Origin of the sequence: Pseudomonas sp. 2957 (assembly GCF_031456345.1) — a bacterium.
Lineage (GTDB): Bacteria > Pseudomonadota > Gammaproteobacteria > Pseudomonadales > Pseudomonadaceae > Aquipseudomonas > Aquipseudomonas siliginis.
In genome coordinates this window covers 150,274-175,770 of record NZ_JAVDUL010000008.1, presented here as the reverse complement: position 1 = coordinate 175,770, position 25,497 = coordinate 150,274, and the positions used below count along the sequence as shown (strand labels likewise).

At 58.8% G+C, this 25,497-nt stretch carries 21 protein-coding genes and 2 tRNA genes; 21 read left to right on the top strand and 2 right to left on the bottom strand.

Features of this window, described 5'->3' with window-relative positions:
* Window positions 1-68 precede the first annotated feature (68 nt).
* On the bottom strand, window positions 69-1,742 hold the full coding sequence (gene recN, locus J2Y39_RS25575; RefSeq protein ID WP_016771769.1) for a DNA repair protein RecN: 1,674 nt from the start codon (window positions 1,740-1,742) through the stop codon (window positions 69-71).
* A gap of 240 nt (window positions 1,743-1,982) precedes the next feature.
* On the opposite strand from recN, the gene grpE reads away from it, so the two are divergent.
* The 8 genes from grpE to J2Y39_RS25535 all read left to right on the top strand — a co-directional run bounded on the left by grpE (window position 1,983) and on the right by J2Y39_RS25535 (window position 12,456).
* The gene (gene grpE / locus J2Y39_RS25570; protein ID WP_039759570.1) at window positions 1,983-2,549 is read left to right on the top strand and encodes a nucleotide exchange factor GrpE; all 567 of its coding nucleotides are present in this window, start codon (window positions 1,983-1,985) and stop codon (window positions 2,547-2,549) included.
* Between the two features lie 102 nt (window positions 2,550-2,651).
* The gene (dnaK, locus tag J2Y39_RS25565) at window positions 2,652-4,568 is read left to right on the top strand and encodes a molecular chaperone DnaK (RefSeq protein WP_024011565.1); all 1,917 of its coding nucleotides are present in this window, start codon (window positions 2,652-2,654) and stop codon (window positions 4,566-4,568) included.
* A 297-nt stretch (window positions 4,569-4,865) separates the two neighbouring features.
* Window positions 4,866-5,990 (top strand): molecular chaperone DnaJ, encoded by a 1,125-nt coding sequence (gene dnaJ / locus J2Y39_RS25560; RefSeq protein ID WP_016771767.1) that lies wholly within the window; start codon window positions 4,866-4,868, stop codon window positions 5,988-5,990.
* Window positions 5,991-5,999: 9 nt separating this feature from the next.
* A complete protein-coding gene (dapB, locus tag J2Y39_RS25555; RefSeq protein WP_041477928.1) occupies window positions 6,000-6,803 on the top strand; it encodes a 4-hydroxy-tetrahydrodipicolinate reductase in 804 nt (267 codons plus the stop codon).
* Window positions 6,804-7,061: 258 nt separating this feature from the next.
* Window positions 7,062-8,198, top strand: coding sequence for a glutamine-hydrolyzing carbamoyl-phosphate synthase small subunit (carA, locus tag J2Y39_RS25550; RefSeq protein ID WP_310220329.1), 1,137 nt, complete (start codon window positions 7,062-7,064; stop codon window positions 8,196-8,198).
* Window positions 8,199-8,322: 124 nt separating this feature from the next.
* A complete protein-coding gene (gene carB / locus J2Y39_RS25545) occupies window positions 8,323-11,544 on the top strand; it encodes a carbamoyl-phosphate synthase large subunit (protein WP_016771764.1) in 3,222 nt (1,073 codons plus the stop codon).
* A 2-nt stretch (window positions 11,545-11,546) separates the two neighbouring features.
* The gene (greA, locus tag J2Y39_RS25540) at window positions 11,547-12,023 is read left to right on the top strand and encodes a transcription elongation factor GreA (RefSeq protein WP_038861135.1); all 477 of its coding nucleotides are present in this window, start codon (window positions 11,547-11,549) and stop codon (window positions 12,021-12,023) included.
* A 28-nt stretch (window positions 12,024-12,051) separates the two neighbouring features.
* The gene (locus tag J2Y39_RS25535; RefSeq protein WP_056782864.1) at window positions 12,052-12,456 is read left to right on the top strand and encodes a hypothetical protein; all 405 of its coding nucleotides are present in this window, start codon (window positions 12,052-12,054) and stop codon (window positions 12,454-12,456) included.
* 9 nt (window positions 12,457-12,465) lie between these two features.
* Here J2Y39_RS25535 and J2Y39_RS25530 read toward each other — a convergent pair whose 3' ends face one another.
* A complete protein-coding gene (locus J2Y39_RS25530; protein WP_016771761.1) occupies window positions 12,466-12,774 on the bottom strand; it encodes a YhbY family RNA-binding protein in 309 nt (102 codons plus the stop codon).
* A 101-nt stretch (window positions 12,775-12,875) separates the two neighbouring features.
* Between J2Y39_RS25530 and rlmE the strand changes: the two genes are divergently transcribed.
* The 13 genes from rlmE to truB all read left to right on the top strand — a co-directional run bounded on the left by rlmE (window position 12,876) and on the right by truB (window position 25,483).
* On the top strand, window positions 12,876-13,505 hold the full coding sequence (gene rlmE, locus J2Y39_RS25525; protein WP_310220326.1) for a 23S rRNA (uridine(2552)-2'-O)-methyltransferase RlmE: 630 nt from the start codon (window positions 12,876-12,878) through the stop codon (window positions 13,503-13,505).
* 202 nt (window positions 13,506-13,707) lie between these two features.
* Window positions 13,708-15,615: an ATP-dependent zinc metalloprotease FtsH gene (ftsH, locus tag J2Y39_RS25520; protein WP_016771759.1), complete on the top strand. Its 1,908-nt coding sequence runs from the start codon at window positions 13,708-13,710 to the stop codon at window positions 15,613-15,615.
* A gap of 8 nt (window positions 15,616-15,623) precedes the next feature.
* Window positions 15,624-16,475, top strand: a complete 852-nt coding sequence (gene folP, locus J2Y39_RS25515) for a dihydropteroate synthase (RefSeq protein ID WP_310220324.1) — start codon at window positions 15,624-15,626, stop codon at window positions 16,473-16,475.
* A 16-nt stretch (window positions 16,476-16,491) separates the two neighbouring features.
* Window positions 16,492-17,829 carry a phosphoglucosamine mutase gene (gene glmM, locus J2Y39_RS25510; RefSeq protein WP_310220322.1) on the top strand — a complete coding sequence of 446 codons (1,338 nt, stop codon included), beginning with the start codon at window positions 16,492-16,494 and terminating at the stop codon, window positions 17,827-17,829.
* A 65-nt stretch (window positions 17,830-17,894) separates the two neighbouring features.
* Entirely contained in the window at window positions 17,895-18,650 is a 756-nt protein-coding gene (gene tpiA, locus J2Y39_RS25505; protein ID WP_056782873.1) for a triose-phosphate isomerase, read from the top strand.
* A gap of 4 nt (window positions 18,651-18,654) precedes the next feature.
* On the top strand, window positions 18,655-19,038 hold the full coding sequence (gene secG, locus J2Y39_RS25500) for a preprotein translocase subunit SecG (RefSeq protein ID WP_016771756.1): 384 nt from the start codon (window positions 18,655-18,657) through the stop codon (window positions 19,036-19,038).
* Between the two features lie 22 nt (window positions 19,039-19,060).
* Window positions 19,061-19,146, top strand: a tRNA-Leu gene (locus J2Y39_RS25495).
* 97 nt (window positions 19,147-19,243) lie between these two features.
* A tRNA-Met gene (locus tag J2Y39_RS25490) sits at window positions 19,244-19,320 on the top strand.
* Window positions 19,321-19,459: 139 nt separating this feature from the next.
* Complete coding sequence (rimP, locus tag J2Y39_RS25485) at window positions 19,460-19,918, top strand: ribosome maturation factor RimP (RefSeq protein WP_007973115.1); 459 nt, start codon at window positions 19,460-19,462, stop codon at window positions 19,916-19,918.
* Between the two features lie 47 nt (window positions 19,919-19,965).
* Window positions 19,966-21,447, top strand: coding sequence for a transcription termination factor NusA (gene nusA, locus J2Y39_RS25480; protein ID WP_024011569.1), 1,482 nt, complete (start codon window positions 19,966-19,968; stop codon window positions 21,445-21,447).
* Between the two features lie 27 nt (window positions 21,448-21,474).
* Window positions 21,475-24,000 (top strand): translation initiation factor IF-2, encoded by a 2,526-nt coding sequence (infB, locus tag J2Y39_RS25475; protein WP_041477933.1) that lies wholly within the window; start codon window positions 21,475-21,477, stop codon window positions 23,998-24,000.
* A 159-nt stretch (window positions 24,001-24,159) separates the two neighbouring features.
* Window positions 24,160-24,561: a 30S ribosome-binding factor RbfA gene (gene rbfA / locus J2Y39_RS25470; RefSeq protein ID WP_252887304.1), complete on the top strand. Its 402-nt coding sequence runs from the start codon at window positions 24,160-24,162 to the stop codon at window positions 24,559-24,561.
* 4 nt (window positions 24,562-24,565) lie between these two features.
* On the top strand, window positions 24,566-25,483 hold the full coding sequence (gene truB, locus J2Y39_RS25465) for a tRNA pseudouridine(55) synthase TruB (RefSeq protein ID WP_024011571.1): 918 nt from the start codon (window positions 24,566-24,568) through the stop codon (window positions 25,481-25,483).
* Window positions 25,484-25,497 lie beyond the last annotated feature (14 nt).

Here is a 25,497-nt window from a genome sequence, read left to right as displayed (position 1 = left end):
CGCGAATTTCACATTCGCGAAACGAACGAAGGCGACCCAAGGGTCGCCTTCGTGCTTTCTACTATTTATTACGCCTTGGCGGTCACCACCATTTTTTTCGCGTGAGCCAGGGATTCCTTGGTCAGATCGATGCCGCCGAGCATGCGCGCGACTTCTTCGATGCGCTCGTTCTTTGTGAGCTTGGCGACGGCGGTGTGTGTCGCCTTCTCGTCGCGAACCTTGTGCACGAACAGATGTTGATGCCCTTGCGCCGCCACTTGCGGCAAGTGCGTCACGGTCAGGACCTGGCCGCGATCACCGAGACGGCGCAGTAACTGGCCGACAATCTCGGCAGTCGGGCCGCCAATACCTACGTCCACTTCGTCGAACACCAGCGTCGGCACGCGGGAGGTCTGGGCGGTAATGACCTGAATCGCCAGACTGATCCGCGACAGCTCACCGCCGGAGGCGACTTTCGCCAGCGCTTTGAGCGGTTGGCCGGGGTTGGCGCTGACCAGCAGTTCGACCTGTTCCAGCCCGTTCGGCAGCAACTCGTCGCTGCTGTTGGCTTTCAGTTCGATGGTGAATCGGCCGCCGGGCATGCCCAGGCGCTGGATTTCCTGCTCCACCGCACTGGCGAGGCTGCCGGCCGCTTGATGACGAAGGTCGCTCAGCTCGCGGGCTTTCTCCTGATAGTGGCGGGCGTAGGACGCCAGTTCTTCACCCAAGCGTTCGATGGATTCATCGTTGGCGTTGAGGGTTTCGATTTCATCGAGCAGCTTCTGCTGCATCTCGCCGACTTCGGTCGGCTGAATCCGGTGTTTGCGCGCCAAGGTGTAGATCGCGTCGAGGCGCTCTTCGAGATATTGCAGACGAGCCGGGTCGGCATCGAAGTTGTCGAGGAAGCGATTGAGCTCGCCGACTGCTTCTTCTACCTGAATCTGTGCACTGGTCAGCAGACTGCTGGCTTCACCCAGCGCCCCCACCGAGCTGTTCACACTGGACAGACGATTGAGGCTGGCGGTCAGTGCATTCAGGACATTCCCTGAATCACTTTCACTGCATTGCTCGACCACTTGCCGGCAAATGCCCAGCAAGGTTTCGGCGTTGGTCAGGTTCTTGTGTTCCTGCTCCAGTTGCTCCAGTTCATTTTCGCCGAGGCCGAGGTTCTCCAATTCCTCAAGCTGATAGCTGAGCAACTGATGACGTGCGCGTTGTTCGTCGCCGGAGTTGGACAGCCGCTCCAGTTCCTGGCGGGTCTGACGCCAGCGTTGCGCGGCAAGCTGCACCTGACGCGCCAGATCGGTGGCACCGGCGTACTCGTCCAGCAGGCGGCGATGGGTGTCGGTTTTCAGTAGCGATTGGTGTTCGTGCTGGCTGTGGATATCGATCAGCAGCTCGCCGAGGGCTTTGAGGTCGCCAAGTGGGCAGGGCGTGCCGTTGATATAGCCGCGCGAACGACCTTCCGAGGTGATGACCCGGCGCAGGATGCAAGGCCCGTCGTTTTCCAGATCGCGCTCGGCCAGCCAGGCGCTGGCTTCAGGGATATCAGCGAGATCGAAGGTGGCGAGAATGTCGGCTTTATCAGCGCCCGGGCGAACCACGCCGCTGTCGGCGCGATCACCCAGGGTGAGGCCCAGGGCATCGAGCATGATCGACTTGCCGGCGCCGGTTTCCCCTGTGATCACGCTCATCCCGCGATCAAGTTCGAGATCGAGATGTTCAACGATGGCGTAGTTGTGTACGGACAGGTGCACCAGCATAAAGGCAGCTCCCAGGCTTGAGGTCTGGTTATTTATACAGTGTTTTGTTCAGGCCTGACAATGCCCGCCCTTAGCTCGATTTGCTTGATCAGAGAGTTTTCTTAGCGCGTTCAAGAATGAGTATTCAGCACTTTTTTGTAGGGACAATTGTTTTCAGCCCTTGAAGCCTGATTTTGCGGCCCCATATATCGGGGCAGAAGCGCGAGTCAGGCTCGCGGACGAAATTGAAAGGAGAATTCTATGGCTGACGAACAGACAGTAGATACGCAAAACCCAGATGCCAATCAGGCGCCCGAAGGTTCGGGTGACGACCTGGCGACCCGTGTGCAAGTGCTCGAAGAGCAATTGGCCGCCGCGCAGGATCAGTCTCTGCGTGTTGCTGCCGATCTGCAGAACGTTCGCCGCCGTGCCGAGCAGGATGTCGAGAAGGCGCACAAGTTTGCCCTTGAGAAATTTGCCAGCGATCTGCTGCCGATCGTCGACAGCCTGGAGCGCGGCCTCGAGCTGTCGAGCCCGGACGACGAAAGCATCCGTCCGATGCGCGAAGGCATCGAGCTGACCCTGAAAATGTTCCACGACACCCTCAAGCGCTACCAGCTTGAAGCGATCGATCCGCATGGCGAACCGTTCAACGCCGTTCACCATCAGGCGATGGCCATGCAGGAAAGTGCCGACGTCGAGCCGAATAGCGTGTTGAAGGTTTTCCAGAAGGGCTACCAGCTCAATGGTCGCCTGCTGCGCCCGGCGATGGTCGTGGTCAGCAAGGCGCCGGCACCGGTTTCGCCTTCGATTGACGAGCAGGCTTGAAATTAGCCGCAAGGCCCCCATTTAGAAGTCAAGCGTTTAAGTGCTACCGCAGTCAGCCACCACTGCTGCGGCAACAAAATCCAAAGTTTCGGGAGAGTGAACATGGGCAAAATTATCGGTATCGACCTGGGGACTACCAACTCCTGCGTCTCCGTGCTGGAAAACGGCAAAGCCAAAGTTATTGAAAACGCTGAAGGCGCGCGTACCACGCCGTCGATCATCGCTTACGCCAACGATGGCGAAATTCTGGTAGGTCAGTCGGCCAAGCGTCAGGCTGTAACCAACCCGCACAACACCCTGTACGCGGTAAAGCGTCTGATCGGTCGTCGTTTTGACGAAGAAGTTGTGCAGAAAGATATCCAGATGGTCCCTTACAAGATCGTCAAGGCTGACAACAATGACGCCTGGGTAGAAGTGAACGGCCAGAAAATGGCGCCGCCACAAATCTCGGCTGAAATTCTGAAGAAGATGAAGAAGACCGCCGAAGACTACCTCGGCGAGGCAGTGACCGAAGCGGTGATTACCGTTCCGGCCTACTTCAACGACAGCCAGCGTCAAGCCACCAAAGACGCCGGCCGCATCGCTGGTCTGGACGTAAAACGCATCATCAACGAACCAACCGCAGCCGCTCTGGCTTACGGTATGGACAAGGCCAAGGGCGATCACACCGTGATCGTTTATGACCTGGGTGGCGGTACTTTCGACGTTTCCGTGATCGAAATCGCTGAAGTTGACGGTGAGCACCAGTTCGAAGTGTTGGCCACCAACGGTGACACTTTCCTCGGCGGTGAAGACTTCGACATTCGTCTGATCGACTACCTCGTTGACGAATTCAAGAAAGAAAGCGGCATGAACCTCAAAGGTGACCCGCTGGCCATGCAGCGCCTGAAAGAAGCCGCTGAGAAAGCCAAGATCGAGCTGTCGTCCGCTCAGTCGACCGACGTCAACCTGCCGTACATCACTGCAGACGCGACCGGTCCTAAGCACCTGAACGTGAAGATCTCGCGTGCCAAGCTCGAAGCACTGGTTGAAGACCTGGTTCAGCGCACCATCGAACCTTGCCGCATTGCCATGAAAGACGCCGGTATCGACGTCAGCGCGATCAACGACGTGATTCTGGTCGGTGGTCAGACTCGTATGCCGCTGGTGCAGAAGCTGGTTACCGATTTCTTCGGTAAAGAAGCGCGTAAAGACGTCAACCCGGACGAAGCTGTTGCCATGGGTGCTGCGATCCAGGGCGCTGTTCTGGCCGGTGACGTAAAAGACGTGCTGCTGCTCGACGTCAGCCCGCTGACCCTGGGTATCGAAACCATGGGTGGCGTGATGACCGCGCTGATCGAGAAAAACACCACGATTCCTACCAAGAAATCGCAAGTGTTCTCGACTGCCGACGACAACCAGGGTGCTGTGACCATTCACGTTCTGCAGGGCGAGCGCAAGCAAGCTGCACAGAACAAATCGCTGGGCAAGTTCGACCTGGCCGACATTCCACCAGCTCCACGTGGCGTGCCGCAGATCGAAGTGACCTTCGACATCGACGCCAACGGCATCCTGCACGTCGGCGCGAAAGACAAGGCTACCGGCAAGACCCAGTCGATCGTGATCAAGGCCAACTCCGGTCTGTCCGACGAAGAAATCGAGCGCATGGTGCGTGACGCCGAGGCGAATGCCGAGGAAGACCGCAAGTTCGAAGAACTGGCCGCTGCCCGTAACCAGGGTGATGCACTGGTGCACTCGACTCGCAAAATGGTCGCTGACGCGGGCGACAAGGTCACCGCCGAAGAGAAGACTGCAATCGAAGCTGCAGTGGTTGCGCTGGAAGCCGCCGTCAAAGGCGACGACAAGGCTGCCATCGAAGCCAAGGTTGAAGAGCTGTCGAAAGTCTCCGCTCCGGTTGCTCAGAAGATGTACGCCGAACAGGCTCAGCCAGCTGATGGCGCGGCCCCGCAAGGCGAATCGGCTGAGAAGGCTGACGACGTTGTCGACGCCGAGTTCGAAGAAGTCAAAGACCACAAGTAAGTTGTTGGTCGCCCGGTTGACTGCCTTGCGGCGGTGACTGGTAGGATGTCGCCGCGCGGGAGCTTGCCTCCCGCGTTGGCGTATCTGGAATACGCGAATTTTTACAGCATGCGACACCGTTCGGATGCTGGCGGTATGGCCGGGAATGCTCCTGCTTTTCGCGCCGCAGATACCGCATCAATCAAGACCAGGATCGTTGAATTGACGTGAGTTGGGTCCGGGCCTTAATGGGGGCTCAACGAGTTTGGCGAGGCTCAGGAGGGGTTTGCCGAACGTCCTTAAGAGTGCAAAGAACTTATGGCAAAGCGTGACTATTACGAAGTATTGGGTGTCGAGCGGGGCACGAGCGAAGCGGACCTGAAGAAGGCCTATCGCCGCCTGGCCATGAAGCACCACCCCGACCGTAATCCCGGCGACAAAGCTTCGGAAGAAGCATTCAAAGAGGCCAACGAGGCCTATGAAGTGTTGTCCGACGCCAGCAAGCGCGCGGCATACGACCAGTATGGTCATGCCGGCGTCGATCCGAGCATGGGTGGCGGCGGTGCCGGTTTCGGTGGCCAGAACTTCTCGGACATCTTCGGCGATGTCTTCAGTGATTTCTTCGGTGGCGGTCGCGGCGGTGCCCGTGGCGGCGCTCAGCGTGGCAGCGATCTGCGCTACACCCTGGAACTGAATCTGGAAGAAGCGGTGCGCGGCACGTCGGTGAATATCCGCGTTCCGACACTGGTCAACTGCAAGCCGTGCGATGGTTCGGGGGCCAAGAAAGGCTCGTCGCCGACGACGTGCCCGACCTGCGGCGGCATCGGCCAGGTGCGCATGCAGCAGGGCTTCTTCTCGGTGCAGCAGACCTGCCCGCGCTGCCATGGCCAGGGCAAAATCATTTCCGATCCGTGCGACTCCTGCCACGGCGACGGTCGTGTCGAAGAGTACAAAACCCTGTCGGTCAAAGTGCCTGCCGGTGTTGATACTGGCGACCGTATTCGTCTGTCCGGCGAAGGCGAGGCGGGTACCCAGGGCGGGCCGACTGGCGACTTGTACGTTGTGATCAATGTGCGCGAACACGACATCTTCCAGCGTGACGGCAAGCATCTGTTCTGCGAAGTGCCGATCAGCTTCGTCGACGCTGCACTGGGCGGCGAGTTGGAGATTCCGACCCTCGACGGTCGCGTCAAACTGAAAATCCCTGAAGGCACGCAGACCGGCAAGCAATTCCGCGTACGCGGCAAGGGCGTTGCGCCAGTGCGTGGCGGCGGTGCCGGCGACCTGATGTGCCGTGTCGCTGTGGAAACGCCGGTCAACCTCAACCGTCGTCAGCGTGAGCTGCTGGAAGAATTCCGCAGCTCTCTGGCCGACGACAACAGCCACTCGCCGAAAACCACCGGTTGGTTCGACGGTGTGAAGCGTTTCTTCGGCGATTTGTAAGGAGTCGGCATGCGACGTATTGCAGTGATGGGCGCCGCCGGGCGCATGGGCAAGACCCTGATTGAAGCGGTGCAGCAGACGCCGGGGGCCGGTCTGACGGCTGCGGTCGATCGTCCCGACAGCACGCTGGTCGGCGCGGATGCCGGTGAGCTGGCAGCGCTGGGCCGTATCGGCGTGCCGCTGTCCGGTGATCTGGATCGTGTGGTTGAGGAGTTCGATGTGTTGATCGACTTCACTCACCCGACCGTGACCCTGAAGAATCTCGCGTTCTGCCGCAAGCACGGCAAAGCGATGATCATCGGCACCACCGGTTTCAGTGTTGAAGAGAAGCAATTGCTGGCCGATGCGGGCAAGGACATTCCGATCGTCTTCGCCGCCAACTTCAGCGTCGGCGTCAACCTGTGCCTGAAGTTGCTCGACACCGCTGCGCGCGTGCTGGGCGACGATGTCGATATCGAGATCATGGAAGCCCATCACCGCCACAAGGTCGATGCTCCGTCCGGTACGGCGGTGCGCATGGGTGAAGTGATTGCTGATGCGCTGGGGCGTGATCTGAAGAAGGTCGCGGTCTACGGTCGCGAAGGCCAGACCGGTGCGCGTGAGCGTGAAACCATTGGTTTCGCCACCGTGCGTGCTGGCGATATCGTCGGTGATCACACCGTGCTGTTCGCTGCCGATGGCGAGCGCGTCGAGATCACCCACAAGGCATCTAGCCGCATGACCTTCGCCAAGGGCGCGGTGCGTGCGGCGCTGTGGCTGGACGGTCGCGAGCCGGGCCTGTACGACATGCAAGACGTGCTCGACCTGCGTTGAGTCGTTGCTGAACCCGGCGCAAGCGTCCCGTTTTGCGCCGGTTTTTACCGCTTGGCGACGACCTGTCGCATTCTCCGGCCTTTAAGGCTCTTTAGCGGTGGACCAAAAACGCCCTTTTCTGTAAGCTACAGCTTTAGTGTGTCCACTAAAAGCGCGCAGAATAATTTCAGTGAAGAAGCGGGGTGACGTGTCCATACGTCACTCCGCTTTTTTACAACCTGCGATTGCCCTTTCATGCGTTATTTACGGGAGGTCTTCTTGACTAAGCCAGCCATACTCGCCCTTGCTGATGGCAGCATTTTTCGCGGCGAAGCCATTGGAGCCGACGGTCAGACCGTTGGTGAGGTGGTGTTCAACACCGCAATGACCGGCTATCAGGAAATCCTTACCGATCCTTCCTACGCCCAACAGATCGTTACCCTGACTTACCCGCACATCGGTAACACCGGCACCACGCCGGAAGACGCCGAGTCCAACCGCGTCTGGTCCGCTGGCCTGGTCATCCGTGACCTGCCGCTGGTAGCGAGCAACTGGCGTAACACGATGTCCCTGTCCGATTACCTGAAAGCCAACAACGTGGTGGCAATCGCCGGTATCGACACCCGTCGCCTGACCCGCATCCTGCGTGAAAAAGGCGCTCAGAACGGCTGCATCATGGCCGGCGACAACATCTCCGAAGAAGCGGCCATCGCCGCTGCGCAAGGCTTCCCGGGCCTGAAGGGCATGGACCTGGCGAAAGTCGTCAGCACCAAGACCCAATACGAATGGCGCTCGACTGTCTGGGATCTGAAAACCGACAGCCACGCGACCATCGAAGCTTCCGAGCTGCCATACCACGTGGTCGCCTACGACTACGGCGTCAAGGTCAACATCCTGCGCATGCTGGTCGAGCGCGGCTGCCGCGTCACCGTAGTGCCTGCGCAGACTCCAGCCGCCGATGTGCTGGCGCTGAAGCCGGACGGCGTGTTCCTGTCCAACGGCCCTGGTGATCCGGAGCCATGCGACTACGCGATCCAGGCGATCAAGGAAGTGCTGGAAACCGAGACGCCGGTATTCGGCATCTGCCTCGGCCACCAGTTGCTGGCTCTGGCCTCCGGCGCCAAGACCTTGAAAATGGGCCACGGCCACCACGGTGCCAACCACCCGGTGCAGGATCTGGACACCGGCGTGGTGATGATCACCAGCCAGAACCACGGTTTTGCGGTAGACGAAGCCACCCTGCCAGCCAACGTGCGCGCGATCCACAAATCGCTGTTCGACGGCACCCTGCAAGGCATCGAGCGCACCGACAAGAGCGCGTTCAGCTTCCAGGGTCACCCTGAAGCGAGCCCGGGCCCGAACGATGTCGCGCCACTGTTCGACCGCTTCATCAACGAGATGGCCAAGCGACGCTAAGCGTTCGCCTTGAGACTGTAGAGAGAAGGCCTCGAGGGCGGCCCCGGTACCGGCGGCCCCTTCGGGACTTCAGAAATCGATCAAGACGGCTTGCCGACTGACCTGCGGATTTGAGTGACAAACCATGCCAAAACGTACAGACATTAAAAGCATCCTGATTCTCGGCGCTGGCCCGATCGTGATCGGCCAGGCCTGCGAATTCGACTACTCCGGCGCCCAGGCCTGCAAAGCCCTGCGCGAAGAGGGTTACCGCGTCATCCTGGTGAACTCCAACCCGGCCACCATCATGACCGACCCGGACATGGCCGACGCCACCTACATCGAACCGATCAAGTGGCAGACCGTGGCCAAGATCATCGAAAAAGAGCGTCCGGACGCCGTGCTGCCAACCATGGGTGGCCAGACCGCTCTGAACTGCGCTTTGGACCTGGAGCGCGAAGGCGTTCTGGAGAAGTTCGGCGTAGAGATGATCGGTGCCAACGCCGACACCATCGACAAGGCTGAAGACCGTTCGCGTTTCGACAAGGCGATGAAATCCATCGGCCTGGCGTGCCCGCGTTCCGGCATCGCCCACAGCATGGAAGAAGCCAACGCGGTCCTCGAAACCCTCGGTTTCCCGTGCATCATCCGTCCGTCCTTCACCATGGGCGGCACCGGTGGCGGTATCGCTTACAACCGTGAAGAGTTCGAAGAAATCTGCGCCCGTGGTCTGGACCTGTCGCCGACCAAAGAGCTGCTGATCGACGAATCGCTGATCGGCTGGAAAGAATATGAAATGGAAGTTGTCCGCGACAAAAAGGACAACTGCATCATCGTCTGCTCGATCGAAAACTTCGACCCGATGGGCGTGCACACCGGCGACTCGATCACCGTAGCTCCAGCCCAGACGCTGACCGACAAGGAATACCAGATCCTGCGTAACGCCTCGCTGGCGGTACTGCGCGAGATCGGCGTCGAGACCGGTGGTTCGAACGTGCAGTTCGGTATCTGCCCGAACACTGGCCGTATGGTCGTGATCGAAATGAACCCGCGTGTTTCGCGCTCCTCGGCACTGGCTTCGAAAGCCACCGGTTTCCCGATCGCCAAGGTCGCGGCCAAACTGGCTGTGGGCTACACCCTTGATGAGCTGTCGAACGACATCACCGGCGGCAAGACCCCGGCGTCCTTCGAACCGTCGATCGACTACGTCGTTACCAAGCTGCCACGCTTCGCCTTCGAGAAATTCGCCAAGGCTGACGCGCGCCTGACCACGCAAATGAAGTCGGTCGGTGAAGTCATGGCCATCGGCCGGACCTTCCAGGAATCCCTGCAGAAAGCCCTGCGCGGTCTGGAAGTCGGCGTTTGCGGTCTGGACGAGAAGCTCGATCTGAGCAACCCGGACAGCATGAGCGTGCTCAAGCGCGAACTGACCGTGCCGGGCGCCGAGCGTATCTGGTACGTGGCTGACGCCTTCCGCGCCGGTCTGTCGGTCGAAGACATCTTCGGCATGAACATGATCGACCCGTGGTTCCTGGTGCAGATCGAAGACCTGATCAAGGACGAAGAGAAGGTCAAGACCCTCGGTCTGTCCTCGATCGACCGCGACCTGATGTTCAAGCTCAAGCGCAAAGGCTTCTCTGATCAGCGTCTGGCGAAACTGCTGGGCGTCACCGAGAAAAACCTGCGTACGCATCGTCAGAAGCTGGAAGTGTTCCCGGTCTACAAGCGCGTTGACACCTGCGCCGCCGAGTTCGCTACCGACACCGCTTACCTGTACTCGACCTACGAGGAAGAGTGCGAGGCCGCGCCGTCGGGTCGCGACAAGATCATGATTCTGGGCGGCGGTCCGAACCGTATCGGCCAGGGCATCGAGTTCGACTACTGCTGCGTTCACGCTGCTCTCGCCCTGCGCGAAGACGGCTACGAAACCATCATGGTCAACTGCAACCCGGAAACCGTATCCACCGACTACGACACTTCCGACCGTCTGTACTTCGAGCCGGTAACCCTGGAAGACGTACTGGAAATCTGCCGCGTCGAGAAGCCGAAAGGCGTGATCGTCCAGTACGGCGGCCAGACTCCGCTGAAACTGGCTCGCGCACTGGAAGCTGCTGGCGTGCCGATCATCGGCACCAGCCCTGACGCCATCGACCGCGCCGAAGACCGTGAGCGCTTCCAGCAAATGGTCGAGCGTCTGAACCTGCGTCAGCCGCCAAACGCCACTGTGCGCAGCGAAGACGAAGCCGTTCGTGCTGCGGCGAAGATCGGTTATCCGCTGGTGGTGCGCCCGTCCTACGTGTTGGGCGGCCGTGCGATGGAAATCGTTTACAAGGAAGACGAACTCAAGCGCTATCTGCGTGACGCGGTGCAAGTGTCCAACGACAGCCCGGTGCTGCTCGACCACTTCCTCAACTGCGCCATCGAAATGGACGTGGATGCGGTCTGCGACGGCAAAGATGTAGTGATCGGCGCGATCATGCAGCACATCGAACAGGCGGGCGTTCACTCCGGTGACTCCGCTTGCTCGCTGCCGCCGTACTCGCTGCCGGCACACATCCAGGACGAGATGCGCGAACAGGTCAAGAAAATGGCTCTGGAACTGGGCGTTGTCGGCCTGATGAACGTGCAGTTGGCTTTGCAGGGCGAAGACATCTACGTCATCGAAGTCAACCCGCGCGCCTCGCGTACCGTACCGTTCGTTTCCAAGTGCATCGGTGTTTCCCTGGCCATGATCGCTGCGCGCGTGATGGCCGGTAAGACCCTGAAGGAAATCGGCTTCACCAAGGAAATCATCCCGAACTTCTACAGCGTGAAAGAGGCGGTGTTCCCGTTCGCCAAGTTCCCTGGCGTTGACCCGATCCTCGGCCCAGAGATGAAGTCGACCGGTGAAGTGATGGGCGTCGGCGACACCTTCGGCGAAGCATTCGCCAAAGCGCAGATGGGCGCCAGTGAAGTGCTGCCGACCGGCGGTACCGCGTTCATCAGCGTGCGCGATGACGACAAACCACTGGTTGCAGGCGTGGCCCGTGATCTGATCAACTTGGGCTTCGAAGTGGTCGCCACTGCCGGCACTGCCAAGCTGATCGAAGCTGCAGGCCTGAAAGTGCGCCGCGTGAACAAGGTGACCGAGGGTCGTCCGCACGTGGTCGACATGATCAAGAATGACGAAGTCACGCTGATCATCAACACCACCGAAGGTCGTCAGTCGATCGCCGATTCGTACTCCATTCGTCGCAACGCCCTGCAGCACAAGATCTACTGCACCACCACTATTGCTGCGGGCGAAGCGATCTGCGAAGCGCTGAAGTTCGGTCCGGAAAAGACCGTGCGCCGCTTGCAGGATCTACACGCAGGATTGAAGGCATGAGCATAACCAAGTACCCAATGACTGTTCAGGGCGCTCGCGCCCTGGAAGAGGAGCATGCTCACCTGACCAAGGTCGTCCGTCCGAAGCTCAGCCAGGACATCGGTACGGCCCGCGAGTTGGGTGACTTGAAGGAAAACGCTGAATACCATGCTGCCCGCGAACAGCAAGGCATGGTCGAGGCGCGTATTCGTGATATCGAAGGCCGGATTCAGAATCAGGTCATCATCGATGTCACGACCATTCCTCACACCGGCAAAGTGATTTTCGGTACCACCGTCGAGATCGCCAACGTCGAGACTGATGAAAGCGTCACTTACCACATCGTGGGTGAGGATGAGGCTGACTTCAAACTCGGCAAGATCTCCGTCGGTTCGCCGCTGGCCCGCGCCTTGATTGGCAAGGAAGAGGGTGACGTTGTCGCCGTCAAAACGCCAAGCGGCGTGATCGAGTACGAGATTGTCGAAGTTCGTCACATCTGAAAGAAGGCGCCCGCTGCATGCGGGCGCCATGCTTTGGCAACTGACCCAGATGCTTTGGGTCGGTGGGCTATGGTTGATTCATGTCGGTTTGCAGCCGGCGCTGGGCCAGATCGGCTTGGCGCCGCTGTTGATCGACGAAGTCGCCAGTGCATTCGAAGTGCTGGTGGTGGGGTTCGCCGCTCTGTGCGTGATCTTTCAGGCTTTGGTGCTGGTACAGGCCGAGGGCCTTGCCAGTCTATGGCGGGATTTTCGCGGGCAGGTGCTGTTGATGGCGTTGTACGCGTGCGCGATGTATGTCGCTGTGCGTGTCGGCTGGCCGGATGCGCAGCGCTGGCAGGTATTCAGTTATCTGGTGCTGGGATTTTCCGGGCTGGTGCTGGTCATGCAGCCGGTGCCGGGATGGGGTGGCAGGGTGCGCGAAGCACACCCTTGACCCTGCGCATCACTTGAAGCGATGAACGTTCGACAGCTGCTTGTTGGCGCTGAAGTTCTTGCGGTAGACCAGAGCCATCTTGCCGATGACCTGAACCAGGTCCGCTTTGCCGACCTTGCACAGCTCGGCGATGTGCGCCAGGCGCGACTCGCGATCGAGGATATTGAGCTTGATCTTGATCAGCTCGTGATCGGCCAAGGCGCGTTCAAGTTCGGCTAAAACACCTTCAGTCAAACCGTTGTCCGCTACCGTCAACACTGGTTTGAGGTGGTGGCCGATGGATTTGTACTGTTTCTTCTGCTCTGGAGTGAGCGGCATAATCTGACCCTTTCGTCTGGATTCTGTAAAATGGCGGCCATTTTACCCGAGGGTTCGTGGATCCGCCCAACTAATCACGACCCTAATCATCGAGGTGCCCAATGGCGCGTTCCAAGACAAGCCTTGGTTGGCTGAAAAGACATGTCAACGATCCTTATGTGAAGCAGGCGCAGAAGGATGGCTACCGCTCGCGTGCAAGTTACAAGCTGCTGGAGATCCAGGAAAAATACAAATTGATCCGCCCGGGCATGAGCGTGGTCGACCTCGGCGCGGCGCCGGGTGGCTGGTCGCAGGTGACCAGTCGGCTGATCGGTGGCCAGGGGCGTCTGATCGCTTCGGACATTCTTGAAATGGACGGCATTCCGGACGTGACCTTCATTCAAGGTGACTTCACTGAGGACTCGGTGCTGGCTCAAATCCTTGAGGCTGTGGGTAATTCGCAGGTGGACCTTGTGATTTCCGATATGGCCCCCAATATGAGTGGTACGCCCGAAGTGGATATGCCCAAGGCCATGTTCCTGTGCGAGCTGGCGCTGGACCTGGCGGAACGGATCCTCAAGCCCGGTGGCAATTTCGTCATCAAGATTTTCCAGGGCGAAGGGTTCGACGTTTATCTGAAGGATGCTCGGAAGAAATTCGACAAGATCCAGATGATCAAGCCAGACTCTTCCCGTGGCAGCTCCCGAGAGCAGTACATGCTGGCCTGGGGTTATCGCGGTTGTGATGCGTGAAACGAGGTTTTTCGGCGGAGCGATAGGTTTTTCATATTTCGCTCTGCGGGCATAAGCGAATATTGTGTAGAAAGTGTTTCACAAAGGGTTACAGACGGCGCCTGCCAGAGTTGTAGGTAATGTAGTAAGTTAGGCCGGTGAATATCATGCGAAGCGCGCGCCAGTAGCGGAGCTTGCTTCAGAGGGTAGTTAATTGAACGATATGGCAAAGAATCTGATCCTGTGGTTGATCATCGCGGCAGTCCTGGTGACGGTGATGAACAACTTCTCCAGCCCTAACGAGCCGCAGACCCTCAACTATTCCGACTTCATCCAGCAGGTCAAGGATGGCAAGGTCGAGCGCGTAGCCGTTGACGGCTATGTGATTACCGGCAAGCGCACCGATGGCGACAGCTTCAAGACCATTCGTCCGGCAATTCAGGACAATGGCCTGATCGGCGATCTGGTCGACAATCACGTTGTGGTTGAAGGCAAGCAGCCTGAACAGCAAAGCATCTGGACTCAGCTTCTGGTAGCCAGCTTCCCGATCCTGGTGATCATCGCGGTGTTCATGTTCTTCATGCGCCAGATGCAGGGTGGTGCCGGTGGCAAGGGCGGGCCGATGAGCTTCGGCAAGAGCAAGGCACGCCTGCTCTCTGAAGATCAGGTGAAAACCACTTTGGCTGACGTTGCCGGTTGCGACGAAGCCAAGGAAGAAGTCGGCGAGCTGGTTGAGTTCCTGCGTGATCCGGGCAAATTCCAGCGTCTGGGCGGTCGTATTCCGCGCGGCGTATTGATGGTCGGCCCACCGGGTACCGGTAAAACCTTGCTGGCCAAGGCAATTGCCGGCGAAGCGAAAGTGCCGTTCTTCACCATTTCCGGTTCTGACTTCGTCGAAATGTTCGTCGGTGTCGGCGCGAGCCGCGTCCGCGACATGTTCGAGCAGGCCAAGAAGCACGCCCCTTGCATCATCTTCATCGACGAAATTGATGCCGTAGGTCGCCATCGTGGCGCCGGCATGGGTGGCGGTCACGACGAACGTGAGCAGACTCTCAACCAGTTGCTGGTAGAGATGGACGGCTTCGAAATGAATGACGGCATCATCGTGATTGCTGCGACCAACCGTCCGGACGTACTCGACCCTGCGCTGCTGCGTCCGGGCCGTTTCGACCGTCAGGTGGTGGTTGGCTTGCCAGACATTCGCGGTCGCGAGCAGATTCTGAAAGTGCACATGCGCAAAGTGCCAATGGGCGACGACGTTGCTCCGGCAGTGATCGCACGTGGTACTCCGGGCTTCTCGGGTGCTGACCTGGCAAACCTGGTCAACGAAGCGTCGTTGTTCGCTGCACGTAGCGGCAAACGCATCGTCGAGATGAAAGAGTTCGAACTGGCGAAAGACAAGATCATGATGGGCGCCGAGCGCAAATCCATGGTCATGTCCGAGAAAGAAAAGCAGAACACGGCCTACCACGAAGCTGGCCATGCCATTGTCGGTCGCGTTGTTCCCGAGCATGATCCGGTCTACAAGGTGTCTATCATTCCGCGCGGTCGTGCGCTGGGTGTGACCATGTTCCTGCCGGAAGAAGATCGCTACAGCCTGTCCAAACGTGCGCTAATCAGCCAGATCTGCTCGTTGTACGGTGGCCGTATCGCTGAAGAAATGACCCTGGGCTTCGATGGTGTGACTACCGGGGCCTCCAACGACATCATGCGTGCAAGTCAGATTGCCCGGAACATGGTGACGAAATGGGGTCTGTCGGAAAAACTCGGTCCGCTGATGTACGCCGAAGAAGAAGGCGAAGTGTTCCTCGGTCGCGGTGGTGGTGGTCAGGCTGCCAGCTTCTCCGGTGAGACAGCCAAACTGATCGACTCCGAAGTGCGCAGCATCATTGATCAGTGCTACGGCACCGCCAAGCAGATCCTCACGGATAACCGTGACAAGCTGGATGCCATGGCTGATGCGCTGATGAAGTACGAAACCATCGATGCCGAGCAGATTGACGACATCATGGCCGGCCGCACGCCTCGCGAACCTCGCGACTGGTCGGGTGGCACCGGTACGCCTCCGCCGCCTGTCGTGCAGGATGAGCGTCCGGAAAAACCGATTGGCGGTCCGGCTGCTGACGTTTAAGGCTTGAAATGACTTCTGTACAGTCCCTGACCCGGTTGCCTTGCGGCAACCGGGCTCTTGATTTGGCCCAGACGCATGTCATGGGCATTCTCAATGTCACTCCTGATTCCTTTTCCGACGGCGGCCGCTATAGCCAGCTCGATGCGGCTTTGCGCCATGCCGAAGCCATGGTGCTGGCTGGCGCGACGCTGATTGATGTCGGCGGCGAATCGACCCGGCCAGGCGCGCGAGCGGTTTCTCCTCTGGAGGAGCTCGAGCGCGTCGCGCCGACTGTCGAGCTGATCAATCGCGAGTTGGATGTCATCATCTCGGTCGATACTTCCACCCCGGCAGTCATGCGCGAAACCGCACGGCTCGGTGCCGGCCTGATCAACGATGTGCGTTCGTTGCGTCGCGATGGCGCGCTGGATGCGGCGGCGGCTACCGGATTGCCGGTCTGCCTCATGCACATGCTCGGCGAACCGGGCGATATGCAGGATAATCCGCAGTATCAGGATGTTACTCGCGAGGTCGCTGAGTTTCTCGCCGAGCGCATGGAACAGTGCGCGCAGGCGGGTATTCCCGCCGAGCGGATCATTCTTGATCCCGGCTTCGGCTTCGCCAAGACCTTGCAGCACAATCTAAGCTTGTTCAAACACATGGAGGCTCTGCATGCGCTGGGACGGCCATTGCTGGTAGGTGTTTCGCGCAAGAGTATGATTGGCCACGCGTTGAACCGTCCCGTGGGCGAGCGCCTGCACGGCGGACTGGCGCTGGCGGCGCTGGCGTCAGTTAAAGGCGCACGTATATTGCGCGTCCACGATGTGGCGGAAACCGTCGATGTTGTGCGAATGATCGCGGCCGTTGAATCAGCCGAATAAGAATGATGGAGCACTTATGAGCAAGAAATATTTTGGTACCGACGGCATTCGCGGTCGTGTTGGTGAATACCCGATCACGCCTGAGTTCATGCTCAAGCTCGGCTGGGCGGCTGGTATGGCTTTCCGCAAGATGGGGGCCTGCAAGGTGCTGGTCGGCAAGGACACGCGGATCTCCGGTTATATGTTCGAATCGGCACTCGAGGCCGGGCTGACCTCGGCGGGCGCCGATGTGATGCTGCTCGGCCCGATGCCGACGCCTGCCATCGCTTATCTGTCGCGTACGTTCCAGGCTGAAGCCGGTATCGTGATAAGTGCCTCGCACAACCCGCATGATGACAACGGCATCAAGTTCTTCTCCGGTAAAGGCACCAAGCTGCCGGATGAGTTGGAGTTGATGATCGAAGAATTGCTCGACACGCCGATGACCGTTGTCGAGTCGAGCAAGATCGGCAAGGTGTCGCGAATCAATGACGCATCGGGTCGCTACATCGAGTTCTGCAAAAGCAGCGTTCCTACTGGCTCCAATTTCGCCGGCCTGAAGATCGTCATCGACTGCGCGCATGGTGCGACTTATAAGGTTGCACCTAGCGTCTTCCGTGAGCTGGGTGCCGAAGTTGTCGTGCTATCTGCCCAGCCGAATGGGTTGAACATCAACGATAACTGCGGTTCCACGCATATGGGGCCGTTGCAGGCCGCCGTTCTGGCTGAGCATGCGGACCTGGGTATCGCCTTCGACGGTGATGGCGATCGGGTACTGATGGTCGATCACACCGGCGCCATTGTTGATGGTGACGACCTGCTGTTTATCATTGCCCGCGATCTGCATGAGCGTGGCAAGTTGCAGGGTGGCGTCGTCGGTACGTTGATGAGCAATCTTGGTCTCGAACTGGCCCTTGCGGATCTGTCGATCCCGTTCGTTCGCGCCAATGTCGGTGACCGCTACGTGATTGCCGAACTGCAAGAGCGCAACTGGCTCGTTGGTGGGGAAAACTCCGGGCATGTGGTCTGCTTCAACCATACCACCACGGGCGATGCGATCATCGCGGCTCTGCAGGTGTTGATGGCTCTGAAATCCCGCAACGAAGGTCTGGCGCAAACGCGTCAGGCGTTGCGCAAGTGCCCTCAGGTGCTGATCAACGTTCGCTTTGGCGGCGGTGAAAGCCCGCTGGAGCATCCGGCTGTCAAGGAAGCCAGTGCCCGTGTAACTCAGGCGATGGCGGGGCGCGGTCGCGTGCTTCTGCGCAAGTCCGGCACAGAGCCTCTGGTGCGCGTAATGGTCGAAGGCGAGGACGAAAACCAGGTTCGCGGCTATGCCGAAGAGCTGGCAAAACTGGTAACCGAAGTTTCTGCCTGATACGGCTTGCAAGCCATGATTGTGTTGGGTAACATCTGCGCCCACTTTGACCGACGAGGTACAGCATGCGTCGCCCTATGGTAGCTGGTAACTGGAAGATGCACGGTACCCGCGCCAGCGTCGCTGAGCTGATCAACGGCCTTCGTCATCTGGCCTTGCCTAGCGGTGTTGATGTCGCGGTGTTCCCGCCTTGCTTGTATATCAATCAAGTGATTGATGGCTTGAAAGGCAAGTCGATTTCGGTCGGCGCGCAGAATTCTGCGGTGGAAGCCATGCAAGGTGCGTTGACTGGTGAGATTGCTCCCAGCCAACTGGTGGATGCAGGTTGTTCCCTGGTGCTTGTCGGGCACTCCGAACGCCGCCAGATTATGGGCGAGCGAGACGGGATGCTGAATCGCAAGTTCGCAGCGGCACAGGCATGTGGCTTGACTCCGGTGTTGTGTGTAGGGGAAACCCTCGAGCAGCGCGAAGCCGGAAAAACTCTTGAAGTTGTCGGGCGTCAGCTGGGCAGCATCATCGAGGAGCTGGGTGTCGGTGCCTTTGCCAAGGCAGTGATTGCATACGAGCCGGTCTGGGCCATTGGTACCGGGCTGACTGCAACGCCGCAACAGGCTCAGGATGTGCATAAGGCCATTCGCGAGCAGTTGGCGGCAGAGAATTCTGAAGTCGCACGAGGTGTGCGGCTTCTATACGGCGGCAGCGTGAAGGCGGCCAATGCGGTCGAACTGTTCGGCATGCCGGATATCGATGGGGGGCTCATTGGTGGAGCTTCCCTGAATGCAGATGAGTTCGGTGCGATTTGTCGCGCCGCGGGAAACTGAAAAAATGCTGGAAACAGTCGTAGTCGTTTTTCATCTGCTGGGTGCATTGGGCGTAGTTGCTCTGGTTTTGCTGCAGCAGGGTAAGGGTGCGGACGCTGGCGCGTCTTTCGGAGCAGGTGCTTCAAATACTGTGTTCGGAAGCCAAGGTTCCTCTACCTTTCTTAGTAAGTTTACTGCTATACTTGCCGCCGGTTTCTTCATAACCAGCTTGGGGTTAGGTTACTTTGCTAAAGAGAAAGCTCATCAGCTGACTCAAGCAGGTCTTCCAGATCCAGCAGTGTTGGAAGTACCTAAGCAACAACCGGCTTCTGATGATGTCCCGGTGCTTCAAGAGCAAAAGTCGGCTACTCCAGCGACTGACGTGCCTCCAGCTCAAGAGCAGAAGTAAGAAGGGTTTCAAACGTAGTATTGCCGAGGTGGTGGAATTGGTAGACACGCAACCTTGAGGTGGTTGTGCCCATAGGGTGTAGGGGTTCGAGTCCCCTTCTCGGTACCAATTAGTCAGGAGAGCCCGCTGTTGCGGGCTTTCTTGCAGGTGGAAGGTTACATTGACCCTAAAAGGGATCGGTCGTATACTTCCGCCCCAGCTTTGTCGCGGGGTGGAGCAGTCTGGTAGCTCGTCGGGCTCATAACCCGAAGGTCGTCGGTTCAAATCCGGCCCCCGCAACCAGTTTAAGGAGCCCCTTTTAAGGGGCTTTTTGTTAGCTGGATACTTTCAACGCCGCTGTTCGACGGCGTTTCAAGGATGGGCGTTATGCCCATTTTTTTATTTTGCAAAGCATGCACATATCATGCACTAGGGGGTTCAGGTGTCGAGCAAGCTAGAAGAGTTGCAGGCCTTGCTGGCCCCGGTGGTCGTGGCCCTGGGCTATGAATGCTGGGGTATCGAGTTTTCGGCTCAGGGTCGGCACTCGATGTTGCGCGTTTATATCGATAAAGAGGGTGGCGTGCTGGTGGACGACTGCGCCATTGTCAGCCGTCAGATCAGCGGTGTCCTGGATGTTGAAGATCCAATCTCCGTTGAATACACCCTTGAAGTTTCCTCGCCTGGCATGGAGCGCCCGCTGTTCACTCTTGAGCAGTTTGCCAAATTTGCCGGTGAACAAGTGAAGATCAAGCTGCGCTCGCCTTTCGAAGGTCGACGCAACTTTCAGGGCCTTCTGCGCGGTGTAGAAGAGCAGGACGTCGTGGTGCAGGTAGAAGACCACGAGTTCCTGTTGCCGATCGATATGATCGACAAGGCCAACATTATTCCCAGTTTTGACTGAGACGCGGATCCCGCGGATCCAATGGCTTGCGAAAGGCGAGGCGTACGATGAGCAAAGAAGTACTGCTGGTTGTTGAGTCGGTATCCAATGAAAAGGGTGTACCGGCAAGCGTAATTTTTGAAGCGCTGGAGCTGGCTCTGGCCACTGCTACCAAAAAGCGTTTTGAAGACGAAGTGGACCTGCGTGTGGAAATCAACCGCCACACCGGTTCTTACGAAACCTTCCGTCGCTGGACGGTCGTCGAAGAGAATGATCTCGACGATCCGGCCATCGAGACCTGGCCAAGCAAGGTTGCCGAAACGCATCCTGGTGCCAAGGTCGGTGACGTCGTCGAAGAGAAAATCGAATCCATCGAGTTCGGCCGCATCGCTGCACAGACTGCCAAGCAGGTCATCGTGCAGAAAGTTCGCGAAGCCGAGCGCGCTCAAGTGGTCGACGCCTATCGCGAGCGCCTGGGAGAAATCATCTCCGGCACCGTGAAAAAAGTTACCCGCGACAACGTGATCGTCGATCTGGGCAACAATGCTGAAGCATTGCTGGCCCGTGAAGACATCATTTCTCGCGAAACCTTCCGTGTCGGCGTGCGTCTGCGTGCGCTGCTCAAGGAAATCCGCACCGAGAACCGCGGCCCGCAGCTGATCCTGTCGCGTACCGCGCCGGAAATGCTGATCGAGCTGTTCCGTATCGAAGTGCCGGAAATCGCCGAAGGCCTCATCGAGGTCATGGCCGCCTCCCGTGATCCGGGTTCGCGTGCCAAGATCGCTGTCCGCTCCAAGGACAAGCGCATCGACCCGCAAGGTGCCTGCATCGGTATGCGCGGTTCGCGCGTCCAGGCGGTATCGGGTGAGTTGGGCGGTGAGCGTGTTGATATCGTGCTGTGGGACGACAACCCGGCCCAGTTCGTTATCAACGCCATGTCCCCGGCCGAGGTTGCGGCAATTATCGTTGACGAAGATGCCCATGCCATGGACATCGCCGTTGGCGCAGACAATCTGGCTCAGGCCATCGGTCGCGGTGGTCAGAACGTGCGTCTGGCGAGCCAGTTGACTGGCTGGACCCTGAACGTGATGACCGAATCGGACATCCAGGCTAAGCAGCAAGCAGAAACCGGCGACATCCTGCGCAACTTCATCGACGAGCTGGAAGTCGACGAAGAACTGGCTCAGGTGCTGGTAGATGAAGGCTTCACCAGCCTGGAAGAGATTGCCTACGTACCGGTGGAGGAAATGCTCAACATCGACGGCTTTGACGAGGACATCGTCAACGAGCTTCGTGCTCGCGCCAAGGATCGCTTGTTGACCAAAGCCATCGCTACTGAGGAAAAGCTGGCAGACGCCCATCCGGCCGAAGACCTGCTCTCGCTTGAGGGTATGGACAAGGATTTGGCGATGGAACTGGCGGTGCGCGGCGTAATTACCCGCGAAGACCTGGCCGAGCAGTCTATTGACGACCTGCTCGACATCGACGGCATTGACGATGATCGTGCCGGCAAGTTGATCATGGCCGCCCGAGCCCACTGGTTCGAGTAATTAGGCGCGGCCTGAGGAGAGAAGTGCATGACGCAAGTCACGGTGAAACAACTGGCCGATGAGGTCAAAACACCGGTAGAGCGCCTGTTGCAGCAGATGCGTGAGGCAGGTCTGCCGCACACCGCCGCCGACGAAAATGTGACTGACAGTGAGAAGCAATCCCTGCTGACTCACTTGAAGAGCAGTCACAAGGCGAAAGTGGAAGAACCACGCAAGATCACGCTGCAGCGTAAAACCACCAGCACCCTGCGTGTGGCTGGTAGCAAGAGCATCAGCGTTGAAGTTCGCAAGAAGAAAGTTTTCGTACAGCGCAGCCCGGAAGAAATCGAAGCCGAGCGCAAGCGTGAACTGGATGAGCGTCGCGCAGTAGAAAATGCTGCCCGTCAGAAGGCTGAAGAAGAAGCCAAGCAGCGCGCCGAAGAAGAAGCGCGTCGCCAGCCTGCTGCTGCGCAAACCGCTGCCAGCGACGCCGTTGCGGCACCGGCTGCTGCCGAACCTGTTCGCGAAAGCGCACCGGTGGCTGCTGCTCCTGCTCCATCGGCTGACGTTCGCAACAAGCAGAACGAACAGCGCCGTCCGGACAAGCCACGTGCCGACGATAACAATCGTCGCAGCGGTGGCGGTGATGGCGAGCGCAAAAACGCTCCGCATCGCGCATCGGTCAAAGAAAAAGCCCCGGCACCACGTGTGGCGCCACGCACTACCGACGAAGAAAGCGATGGCTTCCGTCGTGGTGGTCGCGGCAAGGCCAAGCTGAAGAAGCGCAACGCCCACGGTTTCCAGAGCCCGACCGGCCCTGTCGTGCGTGATGTGCAGATCGGCGAGACCATCACGGTTGGCGATCTGGCCAATCAGATGTCGGTCAAAGCGGCTGAAATCATCAAGTTCATGTTCAAACTGGGTACCCCAGCGACCATCAACCAGGTGCTTGATCAGGAAACTGCTCAACTGGTAGCCGAAGAACTGGGCCACAAAGTGACCCTGGTCAGCGATACCGCTCTGGAAGATTCCCTGGCCGAGTCCCTGAAATTTGAAGGTGAGTCGTTCTCCCGTGCACCAGTCGTGACCGTAATGGGCCACGTTGACCACGGTAAGACTTCCCTGCTCGACTACATCCGTCGTGCCAAGGTAGCTGCTGGCGAAGCCGGCGGTATCACCCAGCACATCGGTGCATACCACGTTGAGACTGATCGCGGCATGGTCACTTTCCTCGACACCCCGGGTCACGCTGCGTTTACCGCAATGCGTGCCCGTGGTGCCAAGGCGACCGACATCGTGATCCTCGTGGTTGCAGCGGACGACGGCGTGATGCCGCAAACCATCGAAGCGGTTCAGCATGCTCAGGCAGCTGGCGTGCCGCTGGTGGTAGCAGTGAACAAGATCGACAAGCCGGGCGCCGATCTCGATCGCATCCGCAGCGAACTGTCGGTTCACGGCGTGACTTCCGAAGACTGGGGTGGCGACACGCCATTCGTTCCGGTTTCGGCGAAGATGGGTACTGGCGTGGACGAGCTGCTTGAAGCCGTTCTGCTGCAGGCCGAAGTTCTCGAACTGAAAGCTACTCCGTCGGCTCCTGGCCGTGGTGTGGTGGTTGAATCGCGTCTCGACAAGGGTCGTGGCCCGGTGGCAACCGTGCTCGTTCAGGACGGTACGCTGCGTCAAGGCGACATGGTTCTGGTCGGTTCGAACTACGGCCGTGTACGTGCCATGCTCGACGAGAACGGCAAGCCGATCAAGGAAGCCGGTCCATCCATCCCTGTCGAGATCCTCGGCCTGGACGGTACACCGGACGCTGGCGACGAGATGAGCGTGGTTGCCGACGAGAAGAAAGCCCGTGAAGTGGCTCTGTTCCGTCAAGGCAAGTTCCGCGAAGTCAAACTGGCTCGCGCTCACGCCGGCAAGCTGGAAAACATCTTCGAAAACATGGGTCAGGCCGAGAAGAAGACGCTCAACATCGTCCTCAAATCCGACGTCCGTGGTTCGCTGGAAGCGTTGAACGGTGCCTTGAATGGCCTGGGCAACGACGAAGTACAAGTGCGCGTCGTGGGTGGCGGTGTCGGTGGTATCACCGAATCCGACGCCAACCTGGCACTGGCTTCCAACGCTGTACTGTTCGGCTTCAACGTGCGTGCCGATGCCGGCGCTCGCAAGATCGTCGAGCAGGAAGGTCTGGATATGCGTTACTACAACGTGATCTACGACATCATCGAAGACGTCAAGAAAGCCCTGACCGGCATGCTCGGCAGCGATGTTCGCGAGAACATCCTGGGTGTCGCCGAAGTGCGTGACGTGTTCCGTTCGCCGAAGTTTGGCGCGATCGCCGGTTGCATGGTGATCGAAGGTGTCGTGCACCGTAACCGTCCGATCCGTGTACTGCGTGAAGACATCGTTATCTTCGAAGGCGAGCTGGAATCCCTGCGCCGCTTCAAGGATGACGCTTCCGAAGTACGTGCCGGCATGGAATGCGGTATCGGCGTGAAGAGCTACAACGACGTCAAAGTCGGCGACAAGATCGAAGTCTTCGAGAAGGTTCAGGTTGCTCGCAGCCTCTGACTCGCGCACTTCAAGGGCCACGATGGGCCGTCGCATGCAAATGCACGGCACAGCGTCCGGACTCTAAACGCAACGCCCGGTCTGGCTTTTGTCAGGCCGGGCGTTTGCCGCTTTCAGACCTTGCGGGTTTCACCGCTGGGCAGTAACAGGTAACAAATCATGGCAAAAGAATACAGCCGTACCCAACGTATCGGCGATCAGATGCAGCGCGAGCTGGCGCAACTGATCCGTCGCGAAGTCAAAGACCCGCGCGTCGGTCTGGTCACCATCACTGCTGTGGAAGTGTCCCGTGACGTCGGTCACGCGAAGATTTTCATTACCGTGATGGGTCAGGACAACGCTGAAGACATCGCGCAAAGCATCAAGGTGCTCAATGCCGCCGCAGGCTTCCTGCGCATGCAATTGGCCCGCGAAATGAAGCTGCGCAGCGTGCCGCAACTGCACTTCCACTACGACGAATCCGTCGTGCGTGGCGCGCACCTGTCGGCGCTGATCGAGCGCGCCGTCGCTGAAGACAATCAGCACGTTGCCGCTCCAGCACCTGAAGACTCCAAGGAGTAATTCGGTGGCTCAGGTCAAACGTATCCGTCGTAACGTCAGCGGCATCATTCTGCTCGACAAGCCGTTGGGGTTCACCTCCAACGCTGCCTTGCAGAAAGTGCGCTGGCTGCTCAATGCCGAGAAGGCCGGACACACCGGCAGCCTTGACCCGTTGGCCACCGGCGTGTTGCCGCTGTGCTTCGGCGAGGCGACCAAGTTCTCGCAATACCTGCTCGATTCCGACAAGGGCTATGAGACCCTGGCGCAACTGGGCAAGACCACCACCACGGCCGATGCCGAAGGTGAGGTTTTGCAGGAGCGTCCGGTGACCGTTGGTCGCGCCGATGTCGAGGCGGTTCTGCCGAAATTTCGTGGGCAAATCAGTCAGATACCGCCGATGTACTCGGCACTCAAGCGTGATGGCCAGCCGCTGTACAAACTGGCACGTGCAGGCGAAGTAGTGGAGCGCGAACCGCGTTCTGTTACTATTGCGCGCTTGGAATTGCTGGCCTTCGAAGGCGATACTGCGCGGCTTGCGGTGGACTGCAGCAAGGGCACCTATATTCGCACCCTGGTGGAGGATATCGGTGAGCAACTCGGTTGTGGTGCGTACGTCGCAGAATTGCGTCGGACCCAGGCCGGGCCTTTCACCCTGGCGCAGACCGTGACCCTCGAAGAGCTGGAAGCGGTACATGCCGAAGGCGGCAACGAAGCGGTCGATCGCTTCCTGATGCCATCGGACAGCGGCCTGCAGGATTGGCCGCTGCTGCATTTCTCGGAAGCGAGTGCGTTCTACTGGCTCAACGGCCAGCCGGTACGTGCCCCGGATGCACCGAAGTTCGGCATGGTACGAGTACAGGATCACAATGGTCGCTTCATCGGTATCGGTGAAGTGAGCGAAGACGGGCGCATCGCGCCGCGTCGCTTGATTCGGTCAGAATGACCGGAACCGGTCTG

Coding starts and splice junctions, on each gene's coding strand:
- recN (WP_016771769.1), bottom strand. CDS start 1,742: ATGCTGGTGCACCTGTCCGTACACAACTACGCCATCGTTGAACATCTC.
- grpE (WP_039759570.1), top strand. CDS start 1,983: ATGGCTGACGAACAGACAGTAGATACGCAAAACCCAGATGCCAATCAG.
- dnaK (WP_024011565.1), top strand. CDS start 2,652: ATGGGCAAAATTATCGGTATCGACCTGGGGACTACCAACTCCTGCGTC.
- dnaJ (WP_016771767.1), top strand. CDS start 4,866: ATGGCAAAGCGTGACTATTACGAAGTATTGGGTGTCGAGCGGGGCACG.
- dapB (WP_041477928.1), top strand. CDS start 6,000: ATGCGACGTATTGCAGTGATGGGCGCCGCCGGGCGCATGGGCAAGACC.
- carB (WP_016771764.1), top strand. CDS start 8,323: ATGCCAAAACGTACAGACATTAAAAGCATCCTGATTCTCGGCGCTGGC.
- J2Y39_RS25535 (WP_056782864.1), top strand. CDS start 12,052: ATGCTTTGGCAACTGACCCAGATGCTTTGGGTCGGTGGGCTATGGTTG.
- J2Y39_RS25530 (WP_016771761.1), bottom strand. CDS start 12,774: ATGCCGCTCACTCCAGAGCAGAAGAAACAGTACAAATCCATCGGCCAC.
- rlmE (WP_310220326.1), top strand. CDS start 12,876: ATGGCGCGTTCCAAGACAAGCCTTGGTTGGCTGAAAAGACATGTCAAC.
- ftsH (WP_016771759.1), top strand. CDS start 13,708: ATGGCAAAGAATCTGATCCTGTGGTTGATCATCGCGGCAGTCCTGGTG.
- folP (WP_310220324.1), top strand. CDS start 15,624: ATGACTTCTGTACAGTCCCTGACCCGGTTGCCTTGCGGCAACCGGGCT.
- glmM (WP_310220322.1), top strand. CDS start 16,492: ATGAGCAAGAAATATTTTGGTACCGACGGCATTCGCGGTCGTGTTGGT.
- tpiA (WP_056782873.1), top strand. CDS start 17,895: ATGCGTCGCCCTATGGTAGCTGGTAACTGGAAGATGCACGGTACCCGC.
- secG (WP_016771756.1), top strand. CDS start 18,655: ATGCTGGAAACAGTCGTAGTCGTTTTTCATCTGCTGGGTGCATTGGGC.
- nusA (WP_024011569.1), top strand. CDS start 19,966: ATGAGCAAAGAAGTACTGCTGGTTGTTGAGTCGGTATCCAATGAAAAG.
- infB (WP_041477933.1), top strand. CDS start 21,475: ATGACGCAAGTCACGGTGAAACAACTGGCCGATGAGGTCAAAACACCG.
- rbfA (WP_252887304.1), top strand. CDS start 24,160: ATGGCAAAAGAATACAGCCGTACCCAACGTATCGGCGATCAGATGCAG.